Below are 24,316 nucleotides of genomic sequence, written 5' to 3'. Positions count from 1 at the left end.
CCCCATCATTCGATCCAACAGAACGTCAAGATGACTTTGTTCAATAAATGAGATGAAAAAGGAATCGACGAGACCGTCCCGCAGGATCGTCATCGGAAAAGAGACGGTCTCGACGAAGATCGAGCGCGGATCGTGCCGGATCGCGGCACGTCCCTGGCAAGGGACGCTCCGGCAGGGTTGCAGGGTCGGCAGACCCGATTCTCGTTCGAGAGCGATCCGGGGCAAAAGGACGTTCCTCGGCAAGGGCGCGCGATCGGCCCTTCCGGCGACGCGAAGCGAGAGACCGCATGACGAACCGACGCTGCATCCTCCTCGGCGCCCGCGTCCAGGAGGGGGCCGGTCGCCTGGGCTGCGACATGGGGCCGAGCGCCTATCGGGCGGCCGGCCTGGCCGAGACCCTGTCGGGCCTCGGCCTCGACATCGTCGATGCGGGCGACCTCGCGCCGGCCGCCATCGTCGCGCGCGACCATCCGAACCGGGCGCTGCGCCATCTCGGGGCCTTCGCGGCCTGGACCGAGGTCCTGGCGGCGGCCGCCTATGCGCACAGCGCCGACGCGCTCCCGATCTTCCTCGGTGGCGACCACAGCCTGTCGGCCGGCACCCTGTCGGGACTCGGCCGCCGGGCGGCCCAGGAAGGGCGTCCGCTCTTCGTGCTCTGGCTCGACGCGCACGCGGATTTCCACACCCTCGACACCACGACGAGCGGCAACCTGCACGGAGTCCCCCTCGCCTACGCCACCGGGCGCCGGGGCTTCGCCGCCTTCCTGCCGGCGCCGCCCGCCCCCATCGACCCGCGCAACGTCTGCCTGATGGGCACCCGCAGCCTCGATCCGGCGGAGCGCGTGGCGGTGCTGGAGGCCGGCGTCCTGATCCACGACATGCGCAGCATCGACGAGGCCGGGGTCGTGGCACCCCTGCGGGCGTTCCTCGGCCGTGTCGCGGCGGCCGGCGGCCGCCTGCATGTCAGCCTCGACGTGGATTTCCTGGACCCCGGCATCGCCCCGGGGGTCGGCACGACGGTGCCGGGCGGCGCGACCTTCCGCGAGGCCCACCTGATCATGGAGATGCTGCACGATTCCCGCCTCGTCGGCAGCCTGGACCTCGTCGAACTCAATCCGTTCCTCGACGAGCGGGGGCGGACGGCGCATCTCATGGTCGATCTCGCCGCGAGCCTGATGGGCCGGACCGTGCTCGACCGGCCGACGCAGAGCTACTGATGCCGGATCGCGGCGGGCGGTTCGGCATGGCTTTCCGATCAAGTCGGAGCATCTCAGGATTGTAAAAAATTACCCAAGCTCGTGTGAGGTCTTTCGTAAGATATCTTAAGATAATTCCGGGCATCGACAAGATTCAACGGGACCGCATCATGCAGGCCGAAGCGCAGTTCGAGGAGCAGGAGCGACTGGCGGCCCTCGATCGCTACGACATCCTCGACACCCCGCAGGAGGAAGTGTTCGACCGCATCACCCGGCTGACCCGGCGGATCTTCGACATGCCGATGTCGACCATCACGCTCATCGATGGACATCGCCAGTGGTTCAAGGCGCGGTCGGGCGTGGACGCCTGCGAGACCCCGAGGGGACCCGCCCTCTGCGATGTCGCGCGGCACGCGCCGCGCGCCCTCGTGGTCCCGGATACCACCGCCGACGATCGCTTCGCCCGCAATCCCTTCGTGGTCGGCGCGCCGCATATCCGGTTCTATGCCGGTGCGCCGTTGCGCACGCCGCAGGGGCACAGCATCGGCACCCTGTGCACCATGGATACGCGGCCGCGCCCCTTCCCCGACGATGCGGTCGCGTCGCTCACCGACCTCGCGAAGATCGTGATGAGCGAACTGGAGCTGCGTCGCATCGCCATGACCGACAGTCTCACGGGCGCCCTGTCGCGCGGCGCCTTCCGGGCGGAATGCGAACGCACCCTGGACCTGGCGCTGCGGCATCGCCACGCCCTGAGTTGCATCATGATGGACCTCGATCACTTCAAGGCCATCAACGACCTGCACGGCCACCCGGTCGGCGATCGGGTCCTGTCGGAGGTGGCCGAGAGCTGCCGTAGGGGGCTTCGGGTCTCCGACGCCTTTGGCCGGGTGGGGGGCGAGGAATTCGCGGTTCTTCTGCCGCACACCGATCTGGCCGCGGCGATGATCGTCGCCGACAAGCTGCGCGCGTCCGTCGTCCAGCTGCAGGTGCCGACCGCCCCCGGCACCCTTCGGGTGAGTGCCAGCTTCGGCGTCGCGGCGCTGGACGCCTCGGTGAACGGCCTCGATGCCCTCTTGGGGCATGCCGATGCCGCCCTCTACACCGCCAAGACCGGGGGGCGGAACCGCTGCGCGGCCTGGACGCCGACTGCCGCCCCGCTCCCGTCGCAGCCCCTGCGCCGTCGGGTGCTGAAGGCGGGCCAGATCACCTTCAACGGCGGTCGCTCGGTCCTCGATTGTACCGTGCGCGGCCTGTCCGAGACGGGGGCGGGCTTGCGGATCGTCAGCACGGCCGGCGTGCCGGAGACCTTCAAGCTGGCGATCGGGGCCGACCAGGTCTCCCGCCTGTGCCGGATCGTGCTCAGGAGCGAGGGACAGCTCGAAGTCGAGTTCGTCTGAGGGCAAGATCCCAGGGGCAAGATCCCAGGAGCAAGATCCCAGGGGCAAGATCCCAGGGGCAAGATCCCAGGGGCAAGATTCCAGGAGCACGATCCGAGAACAGGGACGTGTGCGGCGGCGGAAAGCCCGGTTCAGGCGAGCGCCCGGGCGTGGGATGGCTCGAGGCCGAGCAGGTCGGCGATCTCGGCCCGCGGTTCGCCGATCAGATCCGCCAGGGTGACCTGGTCGAGAACCGTCAGGAACGCGGTCAGCGCATCCGCCAGAACCTTCCGCAGGCGGCAGGCCGGAGTCAGGAGGCAGGCGCCTCCGGCAAAGCATTCCGCCATCGCGAAATCCTCCTCCGTGGCCCGGATGACGGTGCCGAGACGGATCTCCGCGGCCGGCTTTCCCAACCGCAGCCCGCCGCCGCGGCCGCGCATGGTCCGGATCATTCCCAATTGTCCCAGCTTGTGAACCACCTTGGTGAGATGGCTCTCCGAGATCCGATAGGCGCGGGCGATCTCCGCCGTCGAACTCTGACGTTCGCCGTTGACGCCAAGATACATCAGGATGCGGATGGCGTAATCGGTGTACAGCGTGAGCCGCATCGGGATTCCTTCGGACGTGCCAAGTTTAACTTCGCGAAGCGCTCGGCCTCCGCTTAGTGTTCAAGCTGGGTTCCACACCCTATCCGCCATCATCCTCTCTGAGGTTGCCTTCAGGTTCCCCAGATCGACGGCGATATTCCGTAAGTTGCATTGAAATTGAATATCACTCAGTGGAAATACTCGAAGTTATACTCTTCCGGGTGATGTGTATCATAAATAAAGTCTGATCGAACAGGGAGTCCTGCTGCAAATTTTGATTTTTGTTATATTTTTCCGAGGGGGCCGGACGGACCGGACCGTCGACGGCCCTGGTCCCGGCTGTCTCGGCCTAGACTGTCTCGGCCTACACGGCCCGCTTCAGGCCGGTACCCGCCGACCTGTCGTGATCACTCGGAGGTACGTGGAGCGGACCGAGGGGCGGTGCCGGACTGCCGGCGTTCTGCCCAGTCCCGGTCCCGCGCGGCCTGGGCGGCGCGGACCTCGGCGGACCAATGCTCCCATGCGGGATCGACGGGGCGCGGTCGCTTCGCCGCGCGGGTTGCCGCCCGTTTTCGCCGGGCCTCGTCCGCCTCCTTCTGCCGTCGCACCTCGTCGGCCGTGATCGGCTCGGGAGGCGGCTTCGGCTCACCAGCCCGCTTCGGGGCCGGGTCCGGCCGGGTCCACGGGGAGGGGCCGGTGGGCTGGGGCCGGCGCGGCGCATCCGCCGAGCCGGGTCGCGGCGCATGGGCTCGATCGACCAGGGCCAGCGCTTCGGCCAGGCTCAGGCCGGCCGCCGCGGCCAGTCGGGTCGCGGCGGCGCGCGCCGCCGCCCGTTCTCCGGACGTGGCGCCGCGCTCCATCAGCGCTCGGCATTTCGCGAAGCGGACGCGATCCAGGATCGAGGGCTGTTTAATCGATGCTCCTTTGGACGTCTCGACGATCTCACCGAGGCGCAGCCCTATGCCCAAACTCGGCGCCCCGCCCCTGGTAATGGCGGTCATCCACAAGGCAGGCCCGATGCGGGGCGCGTGCGTCAGGGCACCGCGAACCGGCCCTCGGCCTTCCTACAACAAAGCGGGCCTCGGCCCCAGACATCGCAGGTGACGCTTCGTTCCACATCCGGCCCAGGAGATTCCCCATGCTTGTCGCAGGTTCGATCCGCTGGCTCCTGGCCGTTTTCGCGTTGATCTCGCCGTTCGCTGCCGCGACCTGCAGCGACGCCGCCCGTCAGCCGGAATCGGAGACGAACGTGGTGTACCGCCACTTCCTGTAGGGTCTTCCGCATCGGGTCTTCCGCGGCCCCGTTGCATTCGGTGGCCAAACCCGCGACCTTGCCGGCCCGGCTCTAGGCCTCCGACCCGTCGAGCATGTCCGCCTTCACCTTCATCCACGCCGCCGACCTGCATCTCGGCAGCCCGCTGAGCGGGCTCGCCCTCAAGGATCCGGACATCGCCCGGCGTTTCGCCTCGGCCGGCCGACGGGCCTTCGAGGACCTCGTCACGGCTGCGATCGAGCGGAGCGTCGCCTTCCTGATCGTGGCCGGCGACGTCTATGACGGCGACTGGTCCGACAACACCATCGGGTTGTTCTTCGCCCGGCAGGTCGCCCGCCTCGACCGGGCCGGCATCCCGGTGATCCTGGTACGCGGCAACCACGACGCCGAGAGCGTCATCACCCGCTCCATCACCCTGCCGGCCTCCGTGCGCAGCTTCTCCGCGACCCGGGCCGAGACCCACCGCCTCGACGAGCTCAAGGTGGCGCTGCACGGGCGCAGCTTCCCCAACCGGGCGGTGGAGGAGAACTACGCCCTCACCTACCCGGCCGCCCTTCCGGGCTGGTTCAACATCGGCATCCTGCACACCTCCTGTACCGGCCATGCGGCCCACGCCACCTACGCCCCCTGCTCGGTGGCGGACCTGACGGGGCGGGGCTACGCCTACTGGGCGCTCGGCCACGTGCACGACTACGCCGAACTCGCCCGCGACCCCTGGATCGTGTTTCCGGGCAATCTCCAGGGGCGCAGCATCCGCGAATGCGGCCCCAAGGGCGCCGTCGCGGTGTCCGTCGCCGACGGACGGGTCCAGGGCGTGGAGCGCCTGATCGTCGACCAGGCCCGCTTCCACCACCTGGAGGTCGATCTCTCCGGTCTGGCCGGCGAGCGCGAGGCCGTCGTCGCCATCGAGGAGGCCCTGCGTCCCCTCGGCGCGGCGGCCGCCGAGCGGCTCATGGCCGTGCGGGTGCGGCTGCACGGCGAGACCCCCGCCCATGACCGCCTCGCGGCCGACCGCGACGGGCTCACCGCCGAGATTCAGGCCGCTGCCCACCGCATCCACGAGGATCTCTGGCTGGAGCGCCTGAGGATCGAGACCGCCCGCCCGCGCCGCGCCGTCACCGAGGCGCGGCCCGACGCCTTCGCGGCCATCGATCCCGCTACCCTGCTGGAGGCGGTGGACCGCGACCCCGAGTTCCGCGCCCGCGCCCGGGCGGCGCTCGCCGAGATCACCGCCAAGATGCCGGGCGGCCTCGCCGAGGCGGAAGATTTCGGCGCCGACCTCGATGCGCTCTGCGCGGAGGCCGAGGCGGTGATCCTCGGTCGCCTCTCCGGCCGCACGTGCTAGAGGCTTTCGTTCTCGTTTGTCCTGTCGGGAGAACCGGTTTCCACTTAGCTCCCTGACAAACTCCAGACGGCGGCTCGGCGGAGCGGGCGTGTCGCTGGTCCGCAACCGGCGCCCGTCCCTGGCTCACGTCCCTGGCTCATGTCTCCGGCGTACGTTCCGGAAAACGGCTCGGGAGATGGCGGGGTGACGGGTCTGCCATGTGCGGGGCCCGACCGGCCGCTTGCGGAGATCGCCGGCGGAGATCAAACGTCTGGCCCCGACTCCCGGACACTCGCCGCCCAAGGTCCCGATGCGTCTCCTCTCGCTGGCCCTCGAACGCTACGGCCCCTTCACGGGCCGCACCGTCACGTTTCGTGAGGATGCGCGCCTGCACGTGGTTCTGGGGGCCAACGAGGCCGGCAAGAGCTCGGCCCTGAGCGCCGTCACGGATCTCCTGTTCGGCATCGAGACGCGCACCCGCTACGACTTCCTGCACGACATGCCCCAGATGCGGATCGGCGCCGAGATTCGGGCCGCCGACGGACGCCGCCTCGGCTTCCGGCGGCGCAAGGGCACCCGGAACACCCTCGTGGATGCCGCCGACGCGGCCCTGCCCGAGGACGCCCTGGCGCCCTTCCTCGGCGGCCTGTCGCGCGACGTGTTCTGCCGCGCCTTCGGCCTCGACGCCCGCTCGCTGCGGGCGGGGGCGGCCGAGATGATGGATGCCGAGGGCGAGGTCGGCGCCAGCCTGTTCGCGGCGGCCTCCGGCCTGCGCGGCTATAGCGGCCTCCAGGCCGAACTGGACGGGGAGGCCGCCGGCATCTTCATGCCGCGCGCCGCCCAGAGCCGGACCTTCTATCAGGCGCTCGGCCGCTACGACGAGGCTCGCAAGGCGATCCGTGCCGGGGAACTCCGGGCCGGCGACTGGCGCGACCTCAACGGCGAGATCGAGGCAGCCGGCGCCGCACTCGACGAGATCAAGGCGGCGCGAGGGCGCCTCGCCGTGGAGCAGGCCCGCCTCGCCCGGCTGCGCCGGGTCGGGCCCCTGCTCCAGGCCATCGACGCGGTGGCCCTGCGGGCCGAGGCCGGGGCCGATCTGGTCACCGTCCCGGAGGCCTGGATCGATCGGCTCGGACAGGCGCTGGCGAGCCTGCGGGCGACGGGCGAGGCCGTCACCCGCACCGAGGCCACTGCCGCCGAGGCGGTCCTGGCCCTGGAGCAGGTGCCGGTGGACGAGGGCGTGCTCGCCCGCGCCGACGCGATCCTGGAGGCCTTCCGCGGCACCGACCGCTTCGACAAGGGCGGCCTCGACCTGCCCCGCATCCAGGGCGAGGCCGACGGCTTCGCCCGCGAACTGGCCCAGCTCGCGGCCCGGATCGGGCTGCCCGATGCCGAGGTCCTGCGCGCCCGCCAGCCGTCCGACGCGGCGCGCACCCGCATCGAGGGCCTGATCCGCGCCGGCCGCGAGGACGCCGCCGCGCTCGCCCGCCTGCGCCAGGACCTCGCCGCACGCCGCAGCGAGCGGGATCGGCTCGCCGCCGCCCTTCAGGGCGCCGGTGGCCTCGTCGATCCGGCTCCGCTGCGGGCCGACCTCAAGCCCTTCGCCACCCTGCGGCGCGATCTCGACCGGCGCGACGACCTCGACGGTGCCCTGACCCGCGAGGCCGCCTCGATCCGGACGCAGGCCGCGCGCCTCAGCCCCCCGATCCCGGATCTGGCGGCCTTCACCGCCGGGCGCCCACCCTCGGCCGAGGCGGTGACGCGATACCGGCGCACCCTCGACACGGCGATGCGCGAGCGCGACCGGGCCGCCGACCGGCTGTCGGTGGCGGAGACGGCGGTGGCCCAGCGCCAGGCCCGTCTGCGAGCCCGCGCCGCCGGGCGGCCGATCCCGACGCGGGACGACCTCCTGGCCCTGCGCAACCGCCGCGACGGGCTCCTGGCCGCCCTCCCCGGCGGGGCGCCGGAGGATTTCGCCCGCTTCGGCGCGGCCCTGGCCGCCACCGATCGCGCGGCCGACGATCTCGTCGCCGATGCCGCCCGCGTCGCCGAGCAGGATGCCGATCATCGCAGCCTGGAGGCCGAGCAGGCCGAGGCCGCCGCCGCCGCGGAGGCGCTCGCCGCCTGCGACGCCCGCCTCGCCGAGGGCGCGAGTGCCTGGCGCGCGGCCTGGGCGCCGTGCGGAATCGACCCCGCCGCCCCGGCCGAGATGGCCGCCTGGCTCACCGAGGTCGAGACCCTCCAGGATTCGGCCCAGGGTCTGGAAACCACCCGGCTGGAGCAGGCCCGCATGGCCGCCCGGGTCGAGGCCTGCCGGGCGCCCCTCGCCGATCTCAGCCGCCGGGCCGGCCTGTCCGACCTCGACGGCCTCGATGTCGGGCGGATGCTGGCCCGGCTCGAGGACCGGCTCGCCGAACTCGCCCAGCGCTGGGACACGGTGCGCGAGGCCAAGGGCCGCGCCGAGGCGGCCGCCGAGCAGATCGCCGCCACCGAGGCGGCCCTTGCCGACGGGGTGGCCCGGCAGGCGGCGTGGCGCACGGCCTGGGGGCCTGCCCTCGCCGAACTCGGCTTGGCGGCCGAGGCCGGGCCGGACGAGGCCGAAGCGGCCCTCGTGGCGTGGCGGGCGGTGCCGGCGGCCCTGTCCGAGCGCGACAACCGCCTCGCCCGGGTCAACGGCATCCTGCGCGACCTCGACGCCTATCGGGGCGCGGTCGCGCGCCTGACCGAGGCGGTCGCGCCCGATCTCGCCGCCCTGCCCCCCACGGCCGCGATGAAGGCGCTCCACACCCGCCTGCAGAACGCCCTCCGGGGCGAGACCCGCCGGACCGAGCTGGCGCGCCAGCGCGACGCGGCCGAGGCCGCCCGGGCGCAGGCGGCCCGGGCGGCGGAGGGCGCGCGCGCCGAACTCGCCGGCCTGCTGGCGGAGGGGCCGGCGGGCGCCTTGCCGCCCGGCACCGATCCGGAGGTGCTGCATGCCCGCCTGACCGCCCGCCGGGCGTGCCAGGCCGAGCTTGCCGAGCGGCGGGCCGAACTGGCGCGCATGGCCGACGGCCATGCCGAGGCGGACCTGCGGAACGAACGCGCCGCCCTGACCGGCGACGACATCGAGGGCCTGCTCGCGAATCTCGCGGCGGAGGAGGACGACCTCGACCGGCGCGGAAAGATCGCCTTCGCCGATCGCGATCGGCACGAGCGCCGCCGTGCCGAACTGGAGAACGGCATCGGCGCCGAACTGGCGCTGGCCCAGCGCAAGGCGGCGGAGGCCGAGCTTCAGGCCAATGCGCGGCACTGGGCGGTGCTGAAGCTCGCCAGCCTGATGCTGGGGACCGCCATCGGCCGCCACCGCGCCGGCCAGCAGGACCCGCTCCTCACCCGCTCGGGCGACCTGTTCCGGGCCCTCACGGGTGGAGCCTTCTCGGGCCTCGCCCAGGATTACGACGCCTCCGACACGCCCCGCCTCGCCGGCCGGCGCGCCACCGGCCCCCTGGTTCCCGTGGAGGGCCTGAGCGAGGGCACCCGCGACCAGCTCTACCTCGCCCTGCGGCTGGCCTACCTGGAGGATTACGCCACCCGCGCCGAGCCCGCCCCCTTCATCGGCGACGATCTCTTCCTCACCTTCGACGATGCCCGCACGGCCCACGGACTCGAGGCCCTCGCGGCGGTGGGCGACACGATCCAGCCGATCCTGTTCACCCACCACCGGCACGTGGCGGACCTCGCCCGGGCGCGCCTCGGCGATGCGGTGGACGTGCTCGATCTGTAAGGGGCGCCGGCCGGACGGGACGGCTCAGAAGCGGTAGCCGAGGCCCGCACCCACGACGAACATGTTCAGGTCGACCGCGACCGCCACGCCGGCGATCGTGTAGGACTGGCGCGGCACGAAGACGTACTTCGCCGAGGCGTTCCCGAACCAGTTGCCGACGAGGTGATAATCGAAGCCGGCCTGGAGCACGGCGCTGGTCTGCGCCTTGAGCGAGAAGTCGGGAATCTCCTTCGCCGGGTTGATCGCGATGGGGGCGGTCACGGCGACGCCGACCCCGAGATAGGGATTGAAGCGCGCGCCGGGCAGGACGTGATACTGCACGATCGCCATGGCGGCGGCGTTCCAGATCGATCCGATCGCCAGGTCGCCGACCAGCGAATTCCGGATCTTCGGGCGGATCCGGACCGCGCCGACCTGGCCCTCGATGGCGATGTGATCCGTCAGGAAGTACGACACGTCGCCGTCCGGCAGGAGAGCGGTGGGCGTCTTGTTCTGCCCGCCCACGATGGCGATGCGGGAGGTCTGCTCGACGGGGATCGTCCCCATCAGGCGGCCGCGCACGAGCCAGTCCCCGGCCCGCAGGCCCGTCTCCGTTCTGTCGGGGGGCGGGGGTGACGGCTCCGCCGTATCGAGGGAACGCGGGGGCGGCTCCGCCGCCTGGGCAGCCCCGACTCCCGGCGCGAGCGCGAGGCAACCGGCCAAGCATCCGATCAAGCAGCCGATCAAGCCGCCGGCCAAGCCGCCGGCCAAGCAACCGGAGAGGACCAGGCTTGCGGGAGCGGGGAGCGTCGACATGGGGTGTGCTTTCGGAGGTCCGGACCGCGCGACGATCTCGGGGGCTCTAAGGACCGGAGCGGCGAAGCGTTCCGAGGGGTCCAGGCATGACCTAGCCAGGAGAATTGATAAAACTCTTAAGTATACTGATTTCAGTGTCTTTAAATGTCGTTCTCTAGGGTCTTGCAGGTGAATAACCACCGGTTGCATTTATATTATTCAGATAAAAGTCATAATATCGATGTGTGCCGATGATGTGCGTCCCCGGGGATCTCGGTTTCTCTTGAATGAGAAGAGCTATGATCGCCATCAGTGACCGGAAGGATTGTTTAGCGGCGAGTTCGTTCTTGCCGGGAGCGATATGCAATGATGCTTGATCTCTATACGCTGCACTTTGCCAGCGCTGCCAGTCGGTGCGCCTACGTCGTCGTTTTCCTCGTGATGGCCCTTAGCCAGCGCCAGCAGACGTATCTTTGGCAATGGATGGGCGCCATGGGAGCGTCGATGCTCGGGTCGCTCATCATGATGCGGGTTCCTTCGGAGACTTCGCCTCCGTTCTGGATCACGATGATCGTCTATTGGCTGTACGGCGGAAGTCTGGTCCTGTCTTGGACGGGCCTGCGCAGCTTCTTCGGCCGCCCCGTGAGGATCGATCTCGCCCTCGCGCTGGTTGCCCTTCCGGGCGTCCTCCACCCGCTCCTGCTCTGGGCCGGGGCCCCCACCCGGCTGGCCTTCGCCGCCGTCTTCGCCTGCTGCCTCGTCGTGGTCCTCCTGTCGGCCTACGAGACGGTGCGCCTGTCGCCCGGCACCGAACGTCTCTGGTCGCAGTCGATCGAGTCCTTCGCTTTCGGGTCCTATGCGCTGGTCTTCATCGCCTCGATCCTGGTCCTGGTCGGGACCGACTGGCCGATGGCCTCGGCCGAGAGCGAGCGCGCCTCCATGATCCTGGATCAGGTCATGGGCGTCTTCGTCTATTTCGGATACGTCGCGATGGCGGCCGAGCGGGCCAATCGCACGCTGCTGCGTCAGGCCGAGACCGATCCGCTCACGGGGCTGTCCAACCGCCGCGGCCTGCAGAAGATGCTGCGGCACCGCTTCCCGGCCCCGGGTCAGCATCCGGTGGGCGGCGTCCTGATCCTGGACATCGACCGCTTCAAGTCCATCAACGACCGGTATGGCCACGAGGGCGGGGATTTCATCCTGGCCGCGTTCGCGGCCCGGATGAAGGCCGCCCTCAGGGCGACGGACATGATCGCGCGCTGGGGCGGCGAGGAGTTCCTCGTCGTACTTCCGGGCGCCAATCCGCAGGAACTTCAGCTCGTCGCCGAACGATTGCGGGTGAGCGTCGCGGACCGGCCGTTTCTCCTTCCGGCCGGGGCGCTGCCCGTGACGGTCAGCATCGGGGCCGCCATGATGGGGCCGGACGAGCCGAGTTTCGAGGGCGTCACGCAACGGGCCGACACCGCGCTCTACCGGGCCAAGGCCGAGGGCCGGAATCGCGTCTGCCGCGAGCCGACGCCCCCACCGGAATCCGGGCGGGCGGTCCAGGGCGTCGACCTGTCGCTCGCTCCCTTGCCATCTGCGGCCCTGCCGCTCGCCGAACTGCGTCTGGTCTAGGTGCGTAATCCTGTGGTGTGATCCTGTGGTGTATCCTGGGCCGACCACCGCGCTCGATCCGGTCGGCCCCGGTCACCGATCGGCCTTCGGTGAGGCCTGCGCTTTCATCTCCGATCCAGGAGGACGCCTCGTGCCCGGGCGCTTTCGTTAAGTGCCGGGCGATAGGCCTTCCCGGTCAGGAAAAACTCAACACGGCAGATGGAACCAGGGTTGCTCCGATGTTCGTCCTCATTCTGGATGATGCGCCGCTCAACAACATGCTGATGGTCGAGGCCATTCGCGACCTGCCGGGCTGCATCCCGCGCGATTTCCTCGATCCCGCGGATGCCCTGGCCTTCGTCCGCGAGAATCCGGAGGAGATCGGCGTCGCGATCTGCGATTTTGAGATGCCGGGCATGAGCGGCATCGACTTCATCCGGACCGCCCGCATGGTTGCGGGCTTCGAGCACGTTCCGGTGATCATGGTGACGAGCCTGGACCAGCGCAGCCTGCGCCGGGAGGCCCTCGCCGCAGGAGCCACCGATTTTCTCAACAAGCCCTTCGATCCCATCGAGGTGCGGTCCCGCGTCACGAACCTTCTGGCCCTCAACCAGGCGCGCCGGGTGCAGATCGACCGCGTGGCCTGGCTCGATCGCGAGGTGAAGGCCGCCACGGCGCTGATCGCCGCGCGCGAGCGCGAGATCATCAACCTGCTGATGAAGGCCGCCGAACATCGCGATACGGAGACCGGCAACCATGTGGCGCGGGTCGCGGAATCCGTGACCCTGATCGCCGAAGAACTGGGGCTTGCCCCGGAGAGGGTGGAGCAACTCAGTCTCGCCTCCACCATGCACGACGTCGGCAAGATCAGCGTTCCGGATGCCATTCTGCGCAAGCCCGGACGCCTGTCGGAGGAGGAGCGGCGCGAAATGGAGACGCATGCCGAACGGGGCCGCCGCATCCTCGAAGGCAGCGCCTCGCACCTCGTCCAGCTCGCGGCAGAGATCGCCGCAACCCATCACGAGCGTTGGGATGGTGGCGGCTATCCGGCCGGTCTCAGCGGAGAGGACATTCCGCTCTCCGGGCGGATCGTCGCGGTGGCGGACGTCTACGATGCGCTCACCTCCGACAGGCCCTACAAGAAGGCCTGGTCGCATACGGATGCGGTGCTCCACCTCCAGGCGGAATCCGGTCGTCATTTCGATCCCGCTTGCGTCGATGCCTTTCTGAAGGGACTCGGCCGCCGGGCATGAGGCCGGCCGGACTCATTCCCATTCCCCGTTATTTCTCGCGTCAGGAAGATTTGCCTTAATCCTGATCCGCGCCACTGGGCGATGAATGGAAGTTTTCGGCAAACAAGCTCAGGATGTCGATAAACGGTCCTGAGGCAACGTGGCCTCATGAGAGCCGACAAAGCCGTCACGCCTGCTACCACGTCTGCTATCAAGTCTGCTGCCGGGTTTCGCGCGAGCCAGAGCGGCGGCGTCCTTGTTCTTGCAGCCCTCGTCTTCCCGGTCCTGACGGGTCTGAGCGCTGTGGCCATCGACTATGCCTCGCTGGTCAAACGGCGGGCCGAGCTCCAGCGCACCGCCGACAGCGGCGGCATCGCGGGCGTCAACCCGTTCAAGCTCGCGAATGCCGACGATGCGGCGGCGATCCGGACCGCGAAGGAGCGGCGCAGGGCGACGCACCTCCGCCTCGCCCTCCCTCCCTCCCGAGACCCATCAGCAGGCACCGTCGCGCCGACCGCCACCGCCAGGGCGAAACCGTGATGGGCCAAGATCGCGTTCAGGCATCCCGGCGTGCGGGCCGCCGCCACAGCGCGCGCCCGAGGAGAAGCCCGAGGCGACGGCAGAACAGGGCGAGCCCGACGCACCAGGCGAGGCCCGCCAGGAGGGCGTTCGCCAGGGCCGCGAGCCCGGTGGCCAGTGCCAGCGCCCCACGCCCGAGGAGCGCCAGGGCGGCGCGGGTGCGGGGTCCCAGCCGCTCGCTGAGGCGGACCGCGCGGGCCACATCGGTCGGATCGCGGGCGAGACCGAGCACCTGCAGCACGCCGCGCTGGCCGGTCCGGCGCCCGAGCACGACGGCATCACCGGCCAGGGTCGTCAGGCGCGCCACCGTACCGGGCCGGATGGCGAGACCGGCGGCGGCCCGCGCGCCGATGAGGTCCAGGCGGGACGAGGCGGCGACCGCGCGGGCCACGGCCTCGCGATCGAGGCCGGCGCGCAACGTGCGGCCGAGGCTCGCGGCGAGCGCCGGTGAGAGCCGGCCGCCGCGCCGTGCGACCTTCAGCACGGTCATGCCCGCACGCGGACCCGCCCCGGCCCCGGCCGTCCAGGTGGCGACGGTGAGCGGCAGGCCCACCAGGGCCATGCCGAGGAGAAGCGGATCGTAGGGCTCGGCACGAGCGTAGCGCGTTCCCTCGCGCAGGAGGTCGCGGACGTCGCCGAGGCCGGTGACGTCGGCGGCGAGCGATCCCGCGAGACCCGCCGCTCCCTCCGCCTCGCCCGAGACCGCGCCGGTGGCGAAATCCCGCGCCGCGCGCGCCACCCGTCCCTGCGCCAGGGCCTCGACGCGCAGGCGCCGATCCGGATCGACGGGGAGGCCGCGGGCATCGGCCAGAGCCAGGAAGCTCAGCGCCAGATCCTCGTCCTCGGCCGCGAGGGCGGCATCGAGCCCCGCTGCCAGGCGCTGCGGCGTGGCCGCCCGTTCCAGGCGGATCTCCGCCAGGGTGCCGGGATCGTCGGCCGCCGCGAGAAGGCGGCCCGCGAGGACAGCGGGTGCGAGCACCGGCGCCGCCGCGACCGCCAGGGCCGCGCCGGTCGCCAGGAGGCCGATCCAGCCCGCCGCTGCCCGTCGTCCGCGCGCCGCAGCGTTCATCGAGACGACACCGTCGCGCAGGCGCATCCCCGCCTCCGCCGTCACGCGGCCTCCAGGCCATAGCGCTGGTGCAGGCTGCTGGCGAAGCGGTCGGCGAACTTGGCCGTCGCCACCGGCAGGGTGCGACCGCGCAACTGTCCCAGGATCAGCGTCATCGGGGCGAGGTCGCGGGCGTCGATGGGGCGGAAGCGCAGGCGCGGATCGTCGGGGATGCCGCTCGGCACCTGCAGGCTGACCGCGTCCTCGCGCAGGACGAGGTTGCGCAGGAATTCCAGCGAGCTCGACTCGATGACGGGCGTCAGCGGCGTGCCGCGGCGGGCCAGCGCGTCGTCGAGGTGGTGGCGGATGGCGAGCGACCGGTCCGGCAGGGCCATCGGGTGGGCGAGGCAGTCCCGCAGGCGCACCGGCCCGGCCTCGGCGGCCAGGGGATGCCCGGCCCGGACCAGGGCGCACAGGGTCTGGCGGCAGGAGAACAGCACCTGCATGTCGGCGGAGGGCGGCGGCTGCAGCACCAGGGCGAGATCCGCCTCGAACTGCGCCAGCGCCGCCACCGCCTGGACGTGGTCGCGCACCTGCACGGTGAAGGTCACCTGCGGGAATTGCGCCCGGTAGGCCTCGACCTCGTCCGGGACCACGTGGTTGACGAAGGCCTGGCTGCAGGCCAACGCCACGTGGCCGCGCCGGACTCCCGACAGGTCGGCGATCTGCGAGCGCACCCGGTCGAGGTCGGCGCGCTGGTCGCGGATGTGGCGCACCAGCAATTCGCCGGCGGCGTTCAGGCGCATGCCCTGCGCCACCCGCTCGAAGATCGGCGTGCCGAGCTCGTACTCGATGTCCTGGATCTGCCGGGTCAGGGCGGAGGGCGTGATGTTGAGCCGTTCGGCCGCCCGGCGGATCGCGCCGTGCCGGGCCACCTCGGCCACGTAGGTGAGAATGCGCAAGTGCTTCATCGCGGGAGCCCGACCGTCACGCCACCCTGTTGCCCGACCGGCAACGGGGCAGTCAAGAAACAGCACTCGCGTGCAACAGGCGACAGCCCTAGCCTCGACCCACGAGATTTGAGCCTCGGCACACGAGACGTGCCTTCCGGAGCCCTGCCATGATCCGCCGTCGCACCCTCCTGGCCGGCCTCGGCGCTGGCATCCTGGCCGCGCCCCTCGGCCTCCCCCCGCCCGGCCCGCGCGCAAGGCCCGACGGTGATCCGGATGGGCTCCCTGAAGCTGATCCACTCGATCGCACCGCACTTCTACGAGCAGTTCACTCCGACCGGGTACAAGGTCGAGGTCGTGCCGTTCGAGAGCCCCACCGAGTGCAAGAACGCGGTGGTGACGAAGTCGGTGGATTTCGGGACCTTCGGCATCGCGGCCGGCACCCTCGGGGCGGCGGCGGGCGAGCCCCTCGTCATCATCGCCTCCACCTGCAACCGCGGCATGGCGATCATCGCCAAGAAGGATGCGGGTATCGCCACCCTCAAGGACCTGAAGGGTCGCCGCGTCGCCCTCTGGCCCGGCTCGACCCAGGAGGTCTTCGCCCTGGAGCGCCTGCGCCAGGAGGGGATGAGCGTGAAGGACATCACGCCGGTGCGGATCTCGTTCTCGGAGATGCACATCGCGCTGGCACGCGGCGACATCGACGCCTATGTGGGCGCCGAGCCGGCCCCCGGCGTGAGCCTCGCCAGCGGCATCGGCACCCTCGTCGAGTATCCCTACGGCACCGAGATGGGCGCCCTCAACATGGTGTTCGGCGCCCATGCCGACACCACGGCGCAGCGGCCCGAGATCGTCCGCACCATGCTGGAGATCCACCGCAAGGCCACGGAGTTCGCGCAGGGCAACCGCGAGGCGATGATCGCCATGGCGGTGGCCAAGCTCGGCCAGAAGCGCGAGGCGCTGGAACTCTCCGCCCCGAACGTCGAGCTGAAGTGGAAGCTGGGCGAGACCGAGATTGCCCAGGCCAAGGTCTATGCCGACCGCATGCTGGCCCTGAAGCAGATCAAGCGCCTGCCCGATTTTTCGACCTTCATCGACACCCGCTTCGTCGACGCGATGAGGGACGCGTGAGCCCGGCACAGGCCGCCGTCGCGGCGGCCCCCGTGCCGGAGGCGGCGCCCCGTCCGCGCCCCACGCTGACTTGGAGCCGCTTACCCTGGGGGCGCCTGCGCGAGGCCGCCCTGGCGGTCGCCATCCCGGCCGTGCTGGTGGTGGTCTGGCATGTCCTGACCACCGGCCGGGCCTATAGCCTGATCCCGCCGCCCGCCGAGGTGTGGACGGCGCTGGTCGACCTCGCCGTGGGGGGCATCAACGACGACGCCTTCAGCGCCACCCTGCTCACGCATCTCGGCGCCTCGCTGTCGCGGGTCTATGGCGGCTTCGCCCTGGCGGTGTTGTTCGCGCTGCCGCTGGGTCTCCTCATCGGGCGGGTGCCGCTGATGCGCCAGCTGCTCGATCCGACCTTCCAGATCCTGCGGCCGGTGCCCGTCACCGCCTGGCTGCCGCTGGCCATGATCCTGTTCGGCCTCGGGCCGCGCTCGGCCTACTTCCTGGTCTTCCTCGGGGCGTTCTACCCCATCCTCGTCAACACCATCTTCGGGGTGCGCTCGGTGGAGCCACGGCTGTTCGAGGCGGCCGCGATGCTCGGCTGCCGGGGCTCGGCCCAGTTCGCCCGGGTGGTGCTGCCCGCCGCCCTGCCGTCGATCTTCACGGGGCTGCGCCTCGGCCTCGGCTTCGCCTGGGTGGTGATCGTGGTCGGCGAGATGACCGGTGTGCAGACCGGCCTCGGCGCCATCATCATGGAGGCGCGCCAGCTCTCCCGCACCGAGATCGTCATCTGCGGCATGATCGTCATCGGCGTCGCGGGCTTCCTGTCGGACCGGATCGTCATGGGGATCGGCCGCCGTCTCCTCGCCTGGAGTCCCTCTCATGGGTGATCCGACCCTCCCGATCCTCGAGATCCGCGACGTCGGAAAGACTTTCGCGGTCCAGGGCAAGACCGTCACGGCCCTGAAGGGCGCCAACCTCACGGTGAAGCGCGGCGAGTTCGTCTGCCTGCTCGGCGCCTCGGGTTGCGGCAAGTCCACCCTGCTCCGCATCACGGCGGGCTTCGAGTCCGCCACCTCCGGCGAGGCCCTGATGTGGGGCAAGCCCATCGCGGGCCCCGATTCCTCGCGCGGCATGGTGTTCCAGGATTACGGCCTGTTCCCCTGGCTCTCGGTCCGCGACAACATCGGCTTCGGTCCGAAATCGCGCGGGCGTCCGGCGGCCGAGATCCGCGACACGGTGGCCCGCTACATCGACCTCGTCGGCCTCGGTGCCTTCGCGGACGCGCATCCCCACCAGCTCTCGGGGGGCATGAAGCAGCGCGTCGCCATCGCCCGCGTCCTCGCCAACGAGGCGGAGGTGGTGCTGATGGACGAGCCGTTCGGGGCCCTCGATGCCATGACCCGCGAGCGCCTGCAGGACGAACTCCTCGACCTGTGGCGTCGCACCGGGCTCACCGTGCTCTTCGTCACCCACGCCATCGAGGAAGCGATCTTCCTCGCCGACCGCGTGGTGGTGATGTCACCGAGCCCCGGCCGCATCGACGCCGTCCACGACATCACCCTGCCCCGCCGCCGCGACGTTTCGAGCCCGGCCTTCAACGACGTGCGCCGGATGCTCTCGGCCCAGCTTCACAGCCACCACGGCCGCGTGGCGGCGTGAGGGGCGGCCGTGACGGGTCGTCTCTCTCGAAGAAAGAGGGGGACGCGCCTCTTTTGAACGGGCCGCCGCCGCGACCCAGCGTTTCATCGCCATCGCCGCATCGCCGCCCATGACCGAACCCGATATCTCCGATCCCCGCCGCCCCGAGCATCGCCTCGCCTACCGGGCCGCCATCGACCGCCCCCGCCTCGCCCTGCCGGGAGGTAAGCACGTGGCGATCTGGCCGGTGGTGAATGTCGAGCACTGGCTCATCGACAACCCGATGCCGCGCCAGATCCTGGTGGCGCCGACGGGCGCGCCGCTGCTGCCCGATCTCGCCAACTGGGGCTGGCACGAATACGGGATGCGGGTCGGGTTCTGGCGCGTCCTCGCGGCCTTCGCGGCGCGGGGCCTGCGCCCGACCCTGTCGATCAACGGCTCGGTCTGCGGGGCCTATCCCCGCGTGGCGGAAGCCGCTCATGCCGCCGGCTGGGAGTTCATGGGGCACGGCTTCCACCAGGTGCCGACCCACCGGATCGCGGACGAGCCCGCGATGATCGCCCGCACCCTCGCGGCGATCCGGGCCGTGACGGGCGCCAACCCGCGCGGCTGGCTCGGCCCCGGCCTCACCGAGACCCTCGACACCCCGGACCACCTCGCCGCCGCAGGCCTCGACTATGTCGGCGACTGGGTGGTGGACGACCGGCCCAGCCGCATCACGACGGCCACGAAGCCCCTCATCGCCCTGCCCTATTCGGTGGAACTGAACGACATCCCCCTGCTGGCGATCCAGCACCATCGCGCCGACGAGTTCGTGGCCCGGGCGCTGGCCCAGGTCGATCGCCTCGCGGCGGAAGCGGCGGGCGACGGACCGTTGAGCGGCGCGAAGGTCATGAGCTTCGCCATCCACCCCTACATCACCGGGGTGCCTCACCGCATCGGCCTGCTGGAGCGGCTCCTCGAGGCGCTGTGCGCCCGCGACGACCTCTGGTTCGCGCAAGGGGGCGACCTCGTCGATTGGTATCGGGGAACCGGCGATGATGCCTGAGGCGGAGTGGCGCGACCTCGATCGCGCGGCGTTGAGCCGGGCCTACGACAATTCCGCCGCGGTGGCCGACAGCGCCGCCCGTCTCGCGGAATGGCGGGCGCGCAGCGCAGCCTTCCGGGCCCGACCGGGCCACAGCCTCGACCTGCCCTACGATCCGGGTCCGCCCTATGATGCCGGACCCCGCAACCGGATCGACCGCTTCGGCTGCGGCCGTCCGGGAGCGCCGCTCCTGGCCTTCATCCATGGCGGCTACTGGCAGCGCAATGCCAAGGAGGGCTTCGCCTGCCTGGCGCAGGGACCGATGGCCCTCGGCCTCGACGTGGCGTTGATCGGCTACACCCTGGCACCCGATGCCTCCCTGACCCGGATCGCGGCCGAGATCCGGTCGGCCCTGCGCACCCTGCGCGCCGGAGACGCGGCGGCCGGTCTCGGGCGCCGGCGCCTCGTGGTCTCGGGCTGGTCGGCGGGCGGACACCTCGCCGCCCTGGCGCTCGACGGGCCCGAGGCCGATGCGGGCCTGGCGATCAGCGGGATCTTCGATCTCGCGCCGATCCGCGGCACCACCCTCGACGAGGCGCTTCGCCTCACGCCGGGGGAGGTCGAGACCCTGTCGCCGATCCGCCGGATGACCCGCCCTGGCGCTCCGCTCGTCCTCGCCTACGGGGCGGACGAGCTGCCCGAGCTCCGGCGCCAGTCACGGGACTATGCCGCCGCCCGTGCCGCGGCGGATCTCGAGACACGCTGCCTCGCGCTGGAGGGGGCGGATCATTTCTCGATCCTCGAGACCCTGATCGACCCGGAGGGGGCCCTGGCCCGGCTTGCCGCCGAGCTCGCCCACGCGTGAGCCGCGGGCGGATTCGAGCCCCGAGTCTCGGAGGAGCCCGGCGTCAGCGTTCTTTCCACGCCTTGGCGATCTGGTCGGTCAGGGGCTTGGTGAGATAGCTGAGCACGGAACGGTTGCCGAGCTGCATGAAGGTCTCGACCGGCATGCCCGGCACCAGCCGCAGGGGGCCGAGGCGGTCCTTCTGATCCTCGGGCACCCGGATGCGGGCGGTGTAGAAGCTCATCCCGGTCTTCGGATCGGTGGTCACGTCCGCCGAGACGCGGCTCACCACCCCGTCGATCTCCGGGGTGGTGCGCTGGTTGAAGGCGGAGAAGCGCAGCACCGCCGGCTGGTCGATGCGGACGTTGTCGATGTCCTGGGGCTGGATCTTGACCTCGACCGCGAGCTGGTCGGCCTCCGGCACGATCAGCATGGCGGCCTCGGAGGGCGTCACCAATCCGCCGATGGTGTGCACCGTCAGCTGGTGGACCGTGCCCGATTGCGGGGCGCGCATGTCGACCCGCTTGAGCTGGTCCTCGGCGGTCACGCGCTTCTCGACGTATTCCGACCACTTGCCGCGAATTTCCGCGAGGTCCTTGCCGGTCTCGGTGCGCATGTCGCCGTCGATCTGCAGGATCTGCAGCTCGGTCTCGGCGATCTTGCCCCGCGCCGAGGCCGTCGCCGCAACGAGCTGTCCGCGCTCGCCGTCGAGGCGGGCGGCGTCGCGCTCCAGGGCGTTGACGCGGGCCAGCGGCACCAGGTTCTTGGCGTAGAGTTCGCGCACGCCCGTGAGCTCGCCGGTGATGAAGCCGACCTCGCGGGCCTTGGCGGCGACCTGCTCGGTCAGGCCCTTGATCTCTTCGCGCAACTGCTGGACGCGCTCGCGCAGCTGCGCCTTCTGGCCCTCGCGGCCCGCCACGCGGGACGTGAACAGCCGGGTCTCTCCCTCGATCAGGCGGGCCACTGCCGGGTCGCTGCCCGCGCGCGCCAGAAGTTCGGGCGGAAAGGTGATCTGCTCGGCTCCGTCGCGCTCGGCCTCGTCGCGGGCGCGTCGGGCCGAGAGCTCGTCGAGCGCCTTGAGGACGATGTCGAGGTTGGCCCGGACCTGGGTCTCGTCGAGGCGGATGAGGATGTCGCCGGCCTGGACCCGCGAGCCCTCGCGCACCCGGAGCTCGCCGACGACGCCGCCGGTGGGGTGCTGCACCTTCTTGACGTCGGATTCGACCACGAGCTGGCCCGGCGCGATCACGGCACCGGAGATGGAGGTGAAAGTGGCCCATCCGCCGACGCCGACCACCAGCACCGCGCCCAGGCCGAGGGCGAGGGCGAGGTGGCGGCGGATCGAGCCCTGGGCGGTGGGGCGCGGCGCCGTCAGGGCGGGATGGAGATTGGTCGGGCTGAGGGCGACGGCCATCATGCACTCTCCTGCAGGGCGCCGGGGGCGGCCCGTGTTTCGACGGGAACCGAGGCCGGGCGCAGCACGCGCTTGAGCACCTCGTCCTTGGGTCCGAAGGCCTGGACCCGGCCCTCGGCCATCATCAGGATCAGGTCGACGGCGCCCAGCGCCGACGGCCGATGGGCGATGACCACGCAGATGCCGCCGCGCCGGCGCACCCCGATGATCGCCTGGGTCAGGGCGTTCTCGCCCTCGGCGTCGAGATTGGCGTTGGGCTCGTCGAGAATGACCAGGAAGGGATTGCCGTAGAGTGCGCGGGCGAGGCCGACGCGCTGGCGCTGGCCGGCGGAGAGGCCTGCCCCGCCCTCGCCGATGCGGGTGTCGTATCCCTCGGACAGGCGCAGGATCAGGTCGTGCACGCCCGCCGCGCGGGCGGCCGCGATCACCGCCTCGGAGGGGGCCTGCGGATCGAAGCGTGCGATGTTCTCGGCCACCGTGCCGGCGAACAGCTCGACCTCCTGGGGCAGGAAGCCGATATGGGGGCCGAGATCGTCGGCCGTCCACTGGTCGAGGGCGGCGCCGTCGAGCCGGACCTTGCCCCGAAGGGCCGGCCAGACGCCGACCAGGGCGCGCACCAGGCTCGACTTGCCCGAGGCCGAGGGACCGATGATCCCGAGGCCCTGGCCGGCCTGCAGCGCGAAGGTGACGTCCTGAACCACGAGGCGCGGGGTTCCGGGCGGCGCCACGCTGATGCCCTCGACCTGGAGCGAACGGATGGGGGCCGGCAGCGGATGGGGCCTGTCCCCCGCCGGCATGCGGGCGAACAGCTCGGACAGGCGGGCCCAGGACTGGCGGGCCTGGACGAAGCCCTTCCAGTTGGCGATGGCGAGCTCGGCCGGGGCGAGCGCCCGCGCCACCAGGATCGAGGAGGCGATGATGATGCCGGCCGAGGCCTGACCGTTGATGACGAGGTAGGCACCGAGCGCCAGCACGCCGGATTGCAGGGCCATGCGGAAGACCTTGGACCCGGCGCCGTAACCGCCGGCGATGTCCGAGGTGCTCTGCTGGGACAGCATGTAGTCGCGGTTGGCGATCGCCCAGCGGGTGGCGAAGCGTCCCTGCATGCCCATGGCGGCGAGCACTTCGGCGTTGCGGCGTCCGGATTCGGCGAGGCCGTTGCGGCGCAGGCCGTGGCCGGTGGCGGTCTGGGCCGGCTGCTTGGTGGCCCGGTCGGTGAGGAGGCCGAGCATCGCCAGCACGGCCGCGCCGATCAGGGCGGCGACGCCGATCAGGGGATGGAACAGGAAGCAGATCAGCAGGTAGATCGGCATCCAGGGCAGATCGAAGAAGGCGGACGGACCCGACCCGCCGAGGAAGGCCCGCAGGGCATCGAGGTCCCGCAGGGGCAGGAGGCCGTCGCCGGGGGCGGCCCCCTTGAGCGGGGCGCGCACCACGATGTCGAAGACGCGCCCGCTCAGGGACTCGTCCAGGGCCGCGCCGATGCGGACGAGCACCCGGGAGCGCAGGGCCTCGAGCAGGCCCTGGAAGACGTAGAGCACCAGCGCCAGCACGCACAGGCCGACCAGGGTCGGTACCGATCGGCTCGGGATGACGCGATCGTAGACTTCGAGCATGAAGAACGAGCCCGTTAGATAGAGCACGTTCACGAGCCCGCTCATGGCGGCCACGCCAATAAAGGCCGTGCGGCACCGCGCCAGGGCCGAGACCAGTTCGGCCGAATCCCGAGACTTCGTCACGATGGGCTTCCTTCTCGGCGGCTCCTGAGCAGCCCGCCCCTTTCGAAAACTGGATTTTGCGCGAACGACCAGGTCGGAGCAAGGCTTCTACCGCTCATGACCGACGCTGTTCAGGCACCCTATTGGTCTGCATTGTGGCGAGGATCAGGTGCGGAGTGGGCCGACGTGAGAATTCGGGAGCCGCAGGGGCGGCGCCAGCGCTCGTCGATCAGGATGGCCCCAGGCGCGTGAAGATGCGGTGAATCGGCTCGCCGACGGGGGCCACGGCTCGGGGGCGCGCCCTTCCCCATCCCGAGAAGAGGGGGACGGTCCGGCGCGCTGGCGGTTCAGGTCACGCGCCACGGCGCGAGCCCTGCCCCCGAGCCTTCCGGCAGGCTTACAGGAGAGGCGATCGGTGGAGATCTGGCGGTGCGGACTTCGTGGCGTGAACTTCGCGGCCAGGACTTCGCGGCCCGGACTTCGCGGCCCGGACTTGCCAGTGTCAGGACACGCCCCGGATGACGGATCGCCTGCGGCGACGCGCAACCGTCGTAAAAATGTGATGTATGGGTGTTGACGGGCTCGGACACCGTCCGTATACCCCGCTCATCGGCGGCGGCCAGCGGATTTGGCGGCCAGCCGGAGCTTCTTGACAGACCTGCAGATACTGTATTCGGCCAAAAGCCGGAGATATATCGTTTCTGTCTGTTGTTGGTGTTCTTTGACAAGTGAATCTGAGAAAGAGAAGCGTGGGCGGCGATTATTGTCCTTGCGGATCCCTGTAGTGGGGATTGTGAGACGATTGCTGACACGTTTCGAGAGCTCACCATGACCCGGGCGCGCTCCTCCAGGAGGTCGCGGTCG

Annotated in this window: 19 protein-coding genes and 1 pseudogene; 13 read left to right on the top strand and 7 right to left on the bottom strand. The window is 70.7% G+C overall.

Annotation, left to right across the window (positions count from 1 at the left end):
* The first annotated feature begins 287 nt into the window (after window positions 1-287).
* The gene (gene rocF, locus ASF60_RS04415; protein ID WP_056181003.1) at window positions 288-1,217 is read left to right on the top strand and encodes an arginase; all 930 of its coding nucleotides are present in this window, start codon (window positions 288-290) and stop codon (window positions 1,215-1,217) included.
* A 149-nt stretch (window positions 1,218-1,366) separates the two neighbouring features.
* Window positions 1,367-2,596 carry a sensor domain-containing diguanylate cyclase gene (locus ASF60_RS04410; RefSeq protein ID WP_056180999.1) on the top strand — a complete coding sequence of 410 codons (1,230 nt, stop codon included), beginning with the start codon at window positions 1,367-1,369 and terminating at the stop codon, window positions 2,594-2,596.
* A gap of 131 nt (window positions 2,597-2,727) precedes the next feature.
* On the opposite strand, the gene ASF60_RS04405 is transcribed toward ASF60_RS04410, so the two are convergent.
* Both ASF60_RS04405 and ASF60_RS04400 read right to left on the bottom strand, forming a co-directional pair.
* The gene (locus ASF60_RS04405) at window positions 2,728-3,183 is read right to left on the bottom strand and encodes an Rrf2 family transcriptional regulator (protein WP_056180996.1); all 456 of its coding nucleotides are present in this window, start codon (window positions 3,181-3,183) and stop codon (window positions 2,728-2,730) included.
* Between the two features lie 386 nt (window positions 3,184-3,569).
* Entirely contained in the window at window positions 3,570-4,022 is a 453-nt protein-coding gene (locus ASF60_RS04400; RefSeq protein WP_056180994.1) for a hypothetical protein, read from the bottom strand.
* Between the two features lie 278 nt (window positions 4,023-4,300).
* Here ASF60_RS04400 and ASF60_RS25965 point away from each other — a divergent pair, with 278 nt between their 5' ends.
* The 3 genes from ASF60_RS25965 (at window position 4,301) to ASF60_RS04390 (ending at window position 9,522) form a co-directional block, all read left to right on the top strand.
* Complete coding sequence (locus ASF60_RS25965) at window positions 4,301-4,435, top strand: hypothetical protein (RefSeq protein WP_274533540.1); 135 nt, start codon at window positions 4,301-4,303, stop codon at window positions 4,433-4,435.
* A 94-nt stretch (window positions 4,436-4,529) separates the two neighbouring features.
* Complete coding sequence (locus ASF60_RS04395; RefSeq protein WP_056180991.1) at window positions 4,530-5,780, top strand: metallophosphoesterase family protein; 1,251 nt, start codon at window positions 4,530-4,532, stop codon at window positions 5,778-5,780.
* A gap of 289 nt (window positions 5,781-6,069) precedes the next feature.
* Complete coding sequence (locus tag ASF60_RS04390; RefSeq protein WP_056180988.1) at window positions 6,070-9,522, top strand: YhaN family protein; 3,453 nt, start codon at window positions 6,070-6,072, stop codon at window positions 9,520-9,522.
* Between the two features lie 24 nt (window positions 9,523-9,546).
* Here ASF60_RS04390 and ASF60_RS04385 read toward each other — a convergent pair whose 3' ends face one another.
* Window positions 9,547-10,224 (bottom strand): OmpW/AlkL family protein, encoded by a 678-nt coding sequence (locus tag ASF60_RS04385; RefSeq protein WP_162241291.1) that lies wholly within the window; start codon window positions 10,222-10,224, stop codon window positions 9,547-9,549.
* A 438-nt stretch (window positions 10,225-10,662) separates the two neighbouring features.
* On the opposite strand from ASF60_RS04385, the gene ASF60_RS04380 reads away from it, so the two are divergent.
* The 3 genes from ASF60_RS04380 to ASF60_RS04370 all read left to right on the top strand — a co-directional run bounded on the left by ASF60_RS04380 (window position 10,663) and on the right by ASF60_RS04370 (window position 13,664).
* The gene (locus ASF60_RS04380; protein WP_056180982.1) at window positions 10,663-11,913 is read left to right on the top strand and encodes a GGDEF domain-containing protein; all 1,251 of its coding nucleotides are present in this window, start codon (window positions 10,663-10,665) and stop codon (window positions 11,911-11,913) included.
* Window positions 11,914-12,131: 218 nt separating this feature from the next.
* The gene (locus ASF60_RS04375) at window positions 12,132-13,145 is read left to right on the top strand and encodes an HD-GYP domain-containing protein (RefSeq protein WP_056180979.1); all 1,014 of its coding nucleotides are present in this window, start codon (window positions 12,132-12,134) and stop codon (window positions 13,143-13,145) included.
* 147 nt (window positions 13,146-13,292) lie between these two features.
* Complete coding sequence (locus ASF60_RS04370) at window positions 13,293-13,664, top strand: pilus assembly protein TadG-related protein (RefSeq protein WP_056180976.1); 372 nt, start codon at window positions 13,293-13,295, stop codon at window positions 13,662-13,664.
* A gap of 16 nt (window positions 13,665-13,680) precedes the next feature.
* Here the strand turns inward: ASF60_RS04370 and ASF60_RS04365 are convergent, their stop codons facing one another.
* Together ASF60_RS04365 and ASF60_RS04360 are read right to left on the bottom strand one after the other, a co-directional pair.
* Entirely contained in the window at window positions 13,681-14,817 is a 1,137-nt protein-coding gene (locus ASF60_RS04365; RefSeq protein ID WP_156633854.1) for a hypothetical protein, read from the bottom strand.
* Window positions 14,814-15,722 (bottom strand): LysR family transcriptional regulator, encoded by a 909-nt coding sequence (locus tag ASF60_RS04360; RefSeq protein ID WP_056180971.1) that lies wholly within the window; start codon window positions 15,720-15,722, stop codon window positions 14,814-14,816. The genes ASF60_RS04365 and ASF60_RS04360 overlap by 4 nt, the downstream gene beginning before the upstream one ends.
* A gap of 149 nt (window positions 15,723-15,871) precedes the next feature.
* On the opposite strand from ASF60_RS04360, the pseudogene ASF60_RS04355 reads away from it, so the two are divergent.
* From ASF60_RS04355 to ASF60_RS04335, 5 genes and pseudogenes are all read left to right on the top strand, one after another.
* Window positions 15,872-16,832 (top strand): annotated as a pseudogene (locus tag ASF60_RS04355) (ABC transporter substrate-binding protein).
* Window positions 16,829-17,698 carry an ABC transporter permease gene (locus ASF60_RS04350; protein WP_082507744.1) on the top strand — a complete coding sequence of 290 codons (870 nt, stop codon included), beginning with the start codon at window positions 16,829-16,831 and terminating at the stop codon, window positions 17,696-17,698. The pseudogene ASF60_RS04355 and the gene ASF60_RS04350 overlap by 4 nt, the downstream one beginning before the upstream one ends.
* On the top strand, window positions 17,691-18,470 hold the full coding sequence (locus ASF60_RS04345; RefSeq protein ID WP_056180968.1) for an ABC transporter ATP-binding protein: 780 nt from the start codon (window positions 17,691-17,693) through the stop codon (window positions 18,468-18,470). The genes ASF60_RS04350 and ASF60_RS04345 overlap by 8 nt, the downstream gene beginning before the upstream one ends.
* Window positions 18,471-18,579: 109 nt before the next feature.
* Window positions 18,580-19,497 carry a polysaccharide deacetylase family protein gene (locus ASF60_RS04340; protein WP_056180965.1) on the top strand — a complete coding sequence of 306 codons (918 nt, stop codon included), beginning with the start codon at window positions 18,580-18,582 and terminating at the stop codon, window positions 19,495-19,497.
* Complete coding sequence (locus tag ASF60_RS04335) at window positions 19,490-20,341, top strand: alpha/beta hydrolase (protein WP_056181265.1); 852 nt, start codon at window positions 19,490-19,492, stop codon at window positions 20,339-20,341. The genes ASF60_RS04340 and ASF60_RS04335 overlap by 8 nt, the downstream gene beginning before the upstream one ends.
* Window positions 20,342-20,384: 43 nt before the next feature.
* On the opposite strand, the gene ASF60_RS04330 is transcribed toward ASF60_RS04335, so the two are convergent.
* Together ASF60_RS04330 and ASF60_RS04325 are read right to left on the bottom strand one after the other, a co-directional pair.
* Window positions 20,385-21,734 carry an HlyD family type I secretion periplasmic adaptor subunit gene (locus tag ASF60_RS04330; RefSeq protein ID WP_056180962.1) on the bottom strand — a complete coding sequence of 450 codons (1,350 nt, stop codon included), beginning with the start codon at window positions 21,732-21,734 and terminating at the stop codon, window positions 20,385-20,387.
* Entirely contained in the window at window positions 21,734-23,473 is a 1,740-nt protein-coding gene (locus ASF60_RS04325; protein WP_056180959.1) for a type I secretion system permease/ATPase, read from the bottom strand. Before ASF60_RS04325 ends, ASF60_RS04330 begins: the two co-directional genes overlap by 1 nt.
* Window positions 23,474-24,316: the final 843 nt, after the last annotated feature.

Source organism: Methylobacterium sp. Leaf113, from assembly GCF_001423325.1.
Taxonomy (GTDB): domain Bacteria; phylum Pseudomonadota; class Alphaproteobacteria; order Rhizobiales; family Beijerinckiaceae; genus Methylobacterium.
The sequence above is the reverse complement of the archived record's forward strand: the minus strand, read 5'-3'. Positions and strand labels throughout refer to the sequence as shown.

Bases quoted from the DNA above. Each gene is read 5' to 3' on its own strand.
- rocF (WP_056181003.1), top strand. From the start codon at position 288: ATGACGAACCGACGCTGCATCCTCCTCGGCGCCCGCGTCCAGGAGGGG.
- ASF60_RS04410 (WP_056180999.1), top strand. From the start codon at position 1,367: ATGCAGGCCGAAGCGCAGTTCGAGGAGCAGGAGCGACTGGCGGCCCTC.
- ASF60_RS04405 (WP_056180996.1), bottom strand. From the start codon at position 3,183: ATGCGGCTCACGCTGTACACCGATTACGCCATCCGCATCCTGATGTAT.
- ASF60_RS04400 (WP_056180994.1), bottom strand. From the start codon at position 4,022: ATGGAGCGCGGCGCCACGTCCGGAGAACGGGCGGCGGCGCGCGCCGCC.
- ASF60_RS25965 (WP_274533540.1), top strand. From the start codon at position 4,301: ATGCTTGTCGCAGGTTCGATCCGCTGGCTCCTGGCCGTTTTCGCGTTG.
- ASF60_RS04395 (WP_056180991.1), top strand. From the start codon at position 4,530: ATGTCCGCCTTCACCTTCATCCACGCCGCCGACCTGCATCTCGGCAGC.
- ASF60_RS04390 (WP_056180988.1), top strand. From the start codon at position 6,070: ATGCGTCTCCTCTCGCTGGCCCTCGAACGCTACGGCCCCTTCACGGGC.
- ASF60_RS04380 (WP_056180982.1), top strand. From the start codon at position 10,663: ATGATGCTTGATCTCTATACGCTGCACTTTGCCAGCGCTGCCAGTCGG.
- ASF60_RS04375 (WP_056180979.1), top strand. From the start codon at position 12,132: ATGTTCGTCCTCATTCTGGATGATGCGCCGCTCAACAACATGCTGATG.
- ASF60_RS04370 (WP_056180976.1), top strand. From the start codon at position 13,293: ATGAGAGCCGACAAAGCCGTCACGCCTGCTACCACGTCTGCTATCAAG.
- ASF60_RS04360 (WP_056180971.1), bottom strand. From the start codon at position 15,722: ATGAAGCACTTGCGCATTCTCACCTACGTGGCCGAGGTGGCCCGGCAC.
- ASF60_RS04345 (WP_056180968.1), top strand. From the start codon at position 17,691: ATGGGTGATCCGACCCTCCCGATCCTCGAGATCCGCGACGTCGGAAAG.
- ASF60_RS04340 (WP_056180965.1), top strand. From the start codon at position 18,580: ATGACCGAACCCGATATCTCCGATCCCCGCCGCCCCGAGCATCGCCTC.
- ASF60_RS04335 (WP_056181265.1), top strand. From the start codon at position 19,490: ATGCCTGAGGCGGAGTGGCGCGACCTCGATCGCGCGGCGTTGAGCCGG.
- ASF60_RS04330 (WP_056180962.1), bottom strand. From the start codon at position 21,734: ATGGCCGTCGCCCTCAGCCCGACCAATCTCCATCCCGCCCTGACGGCG.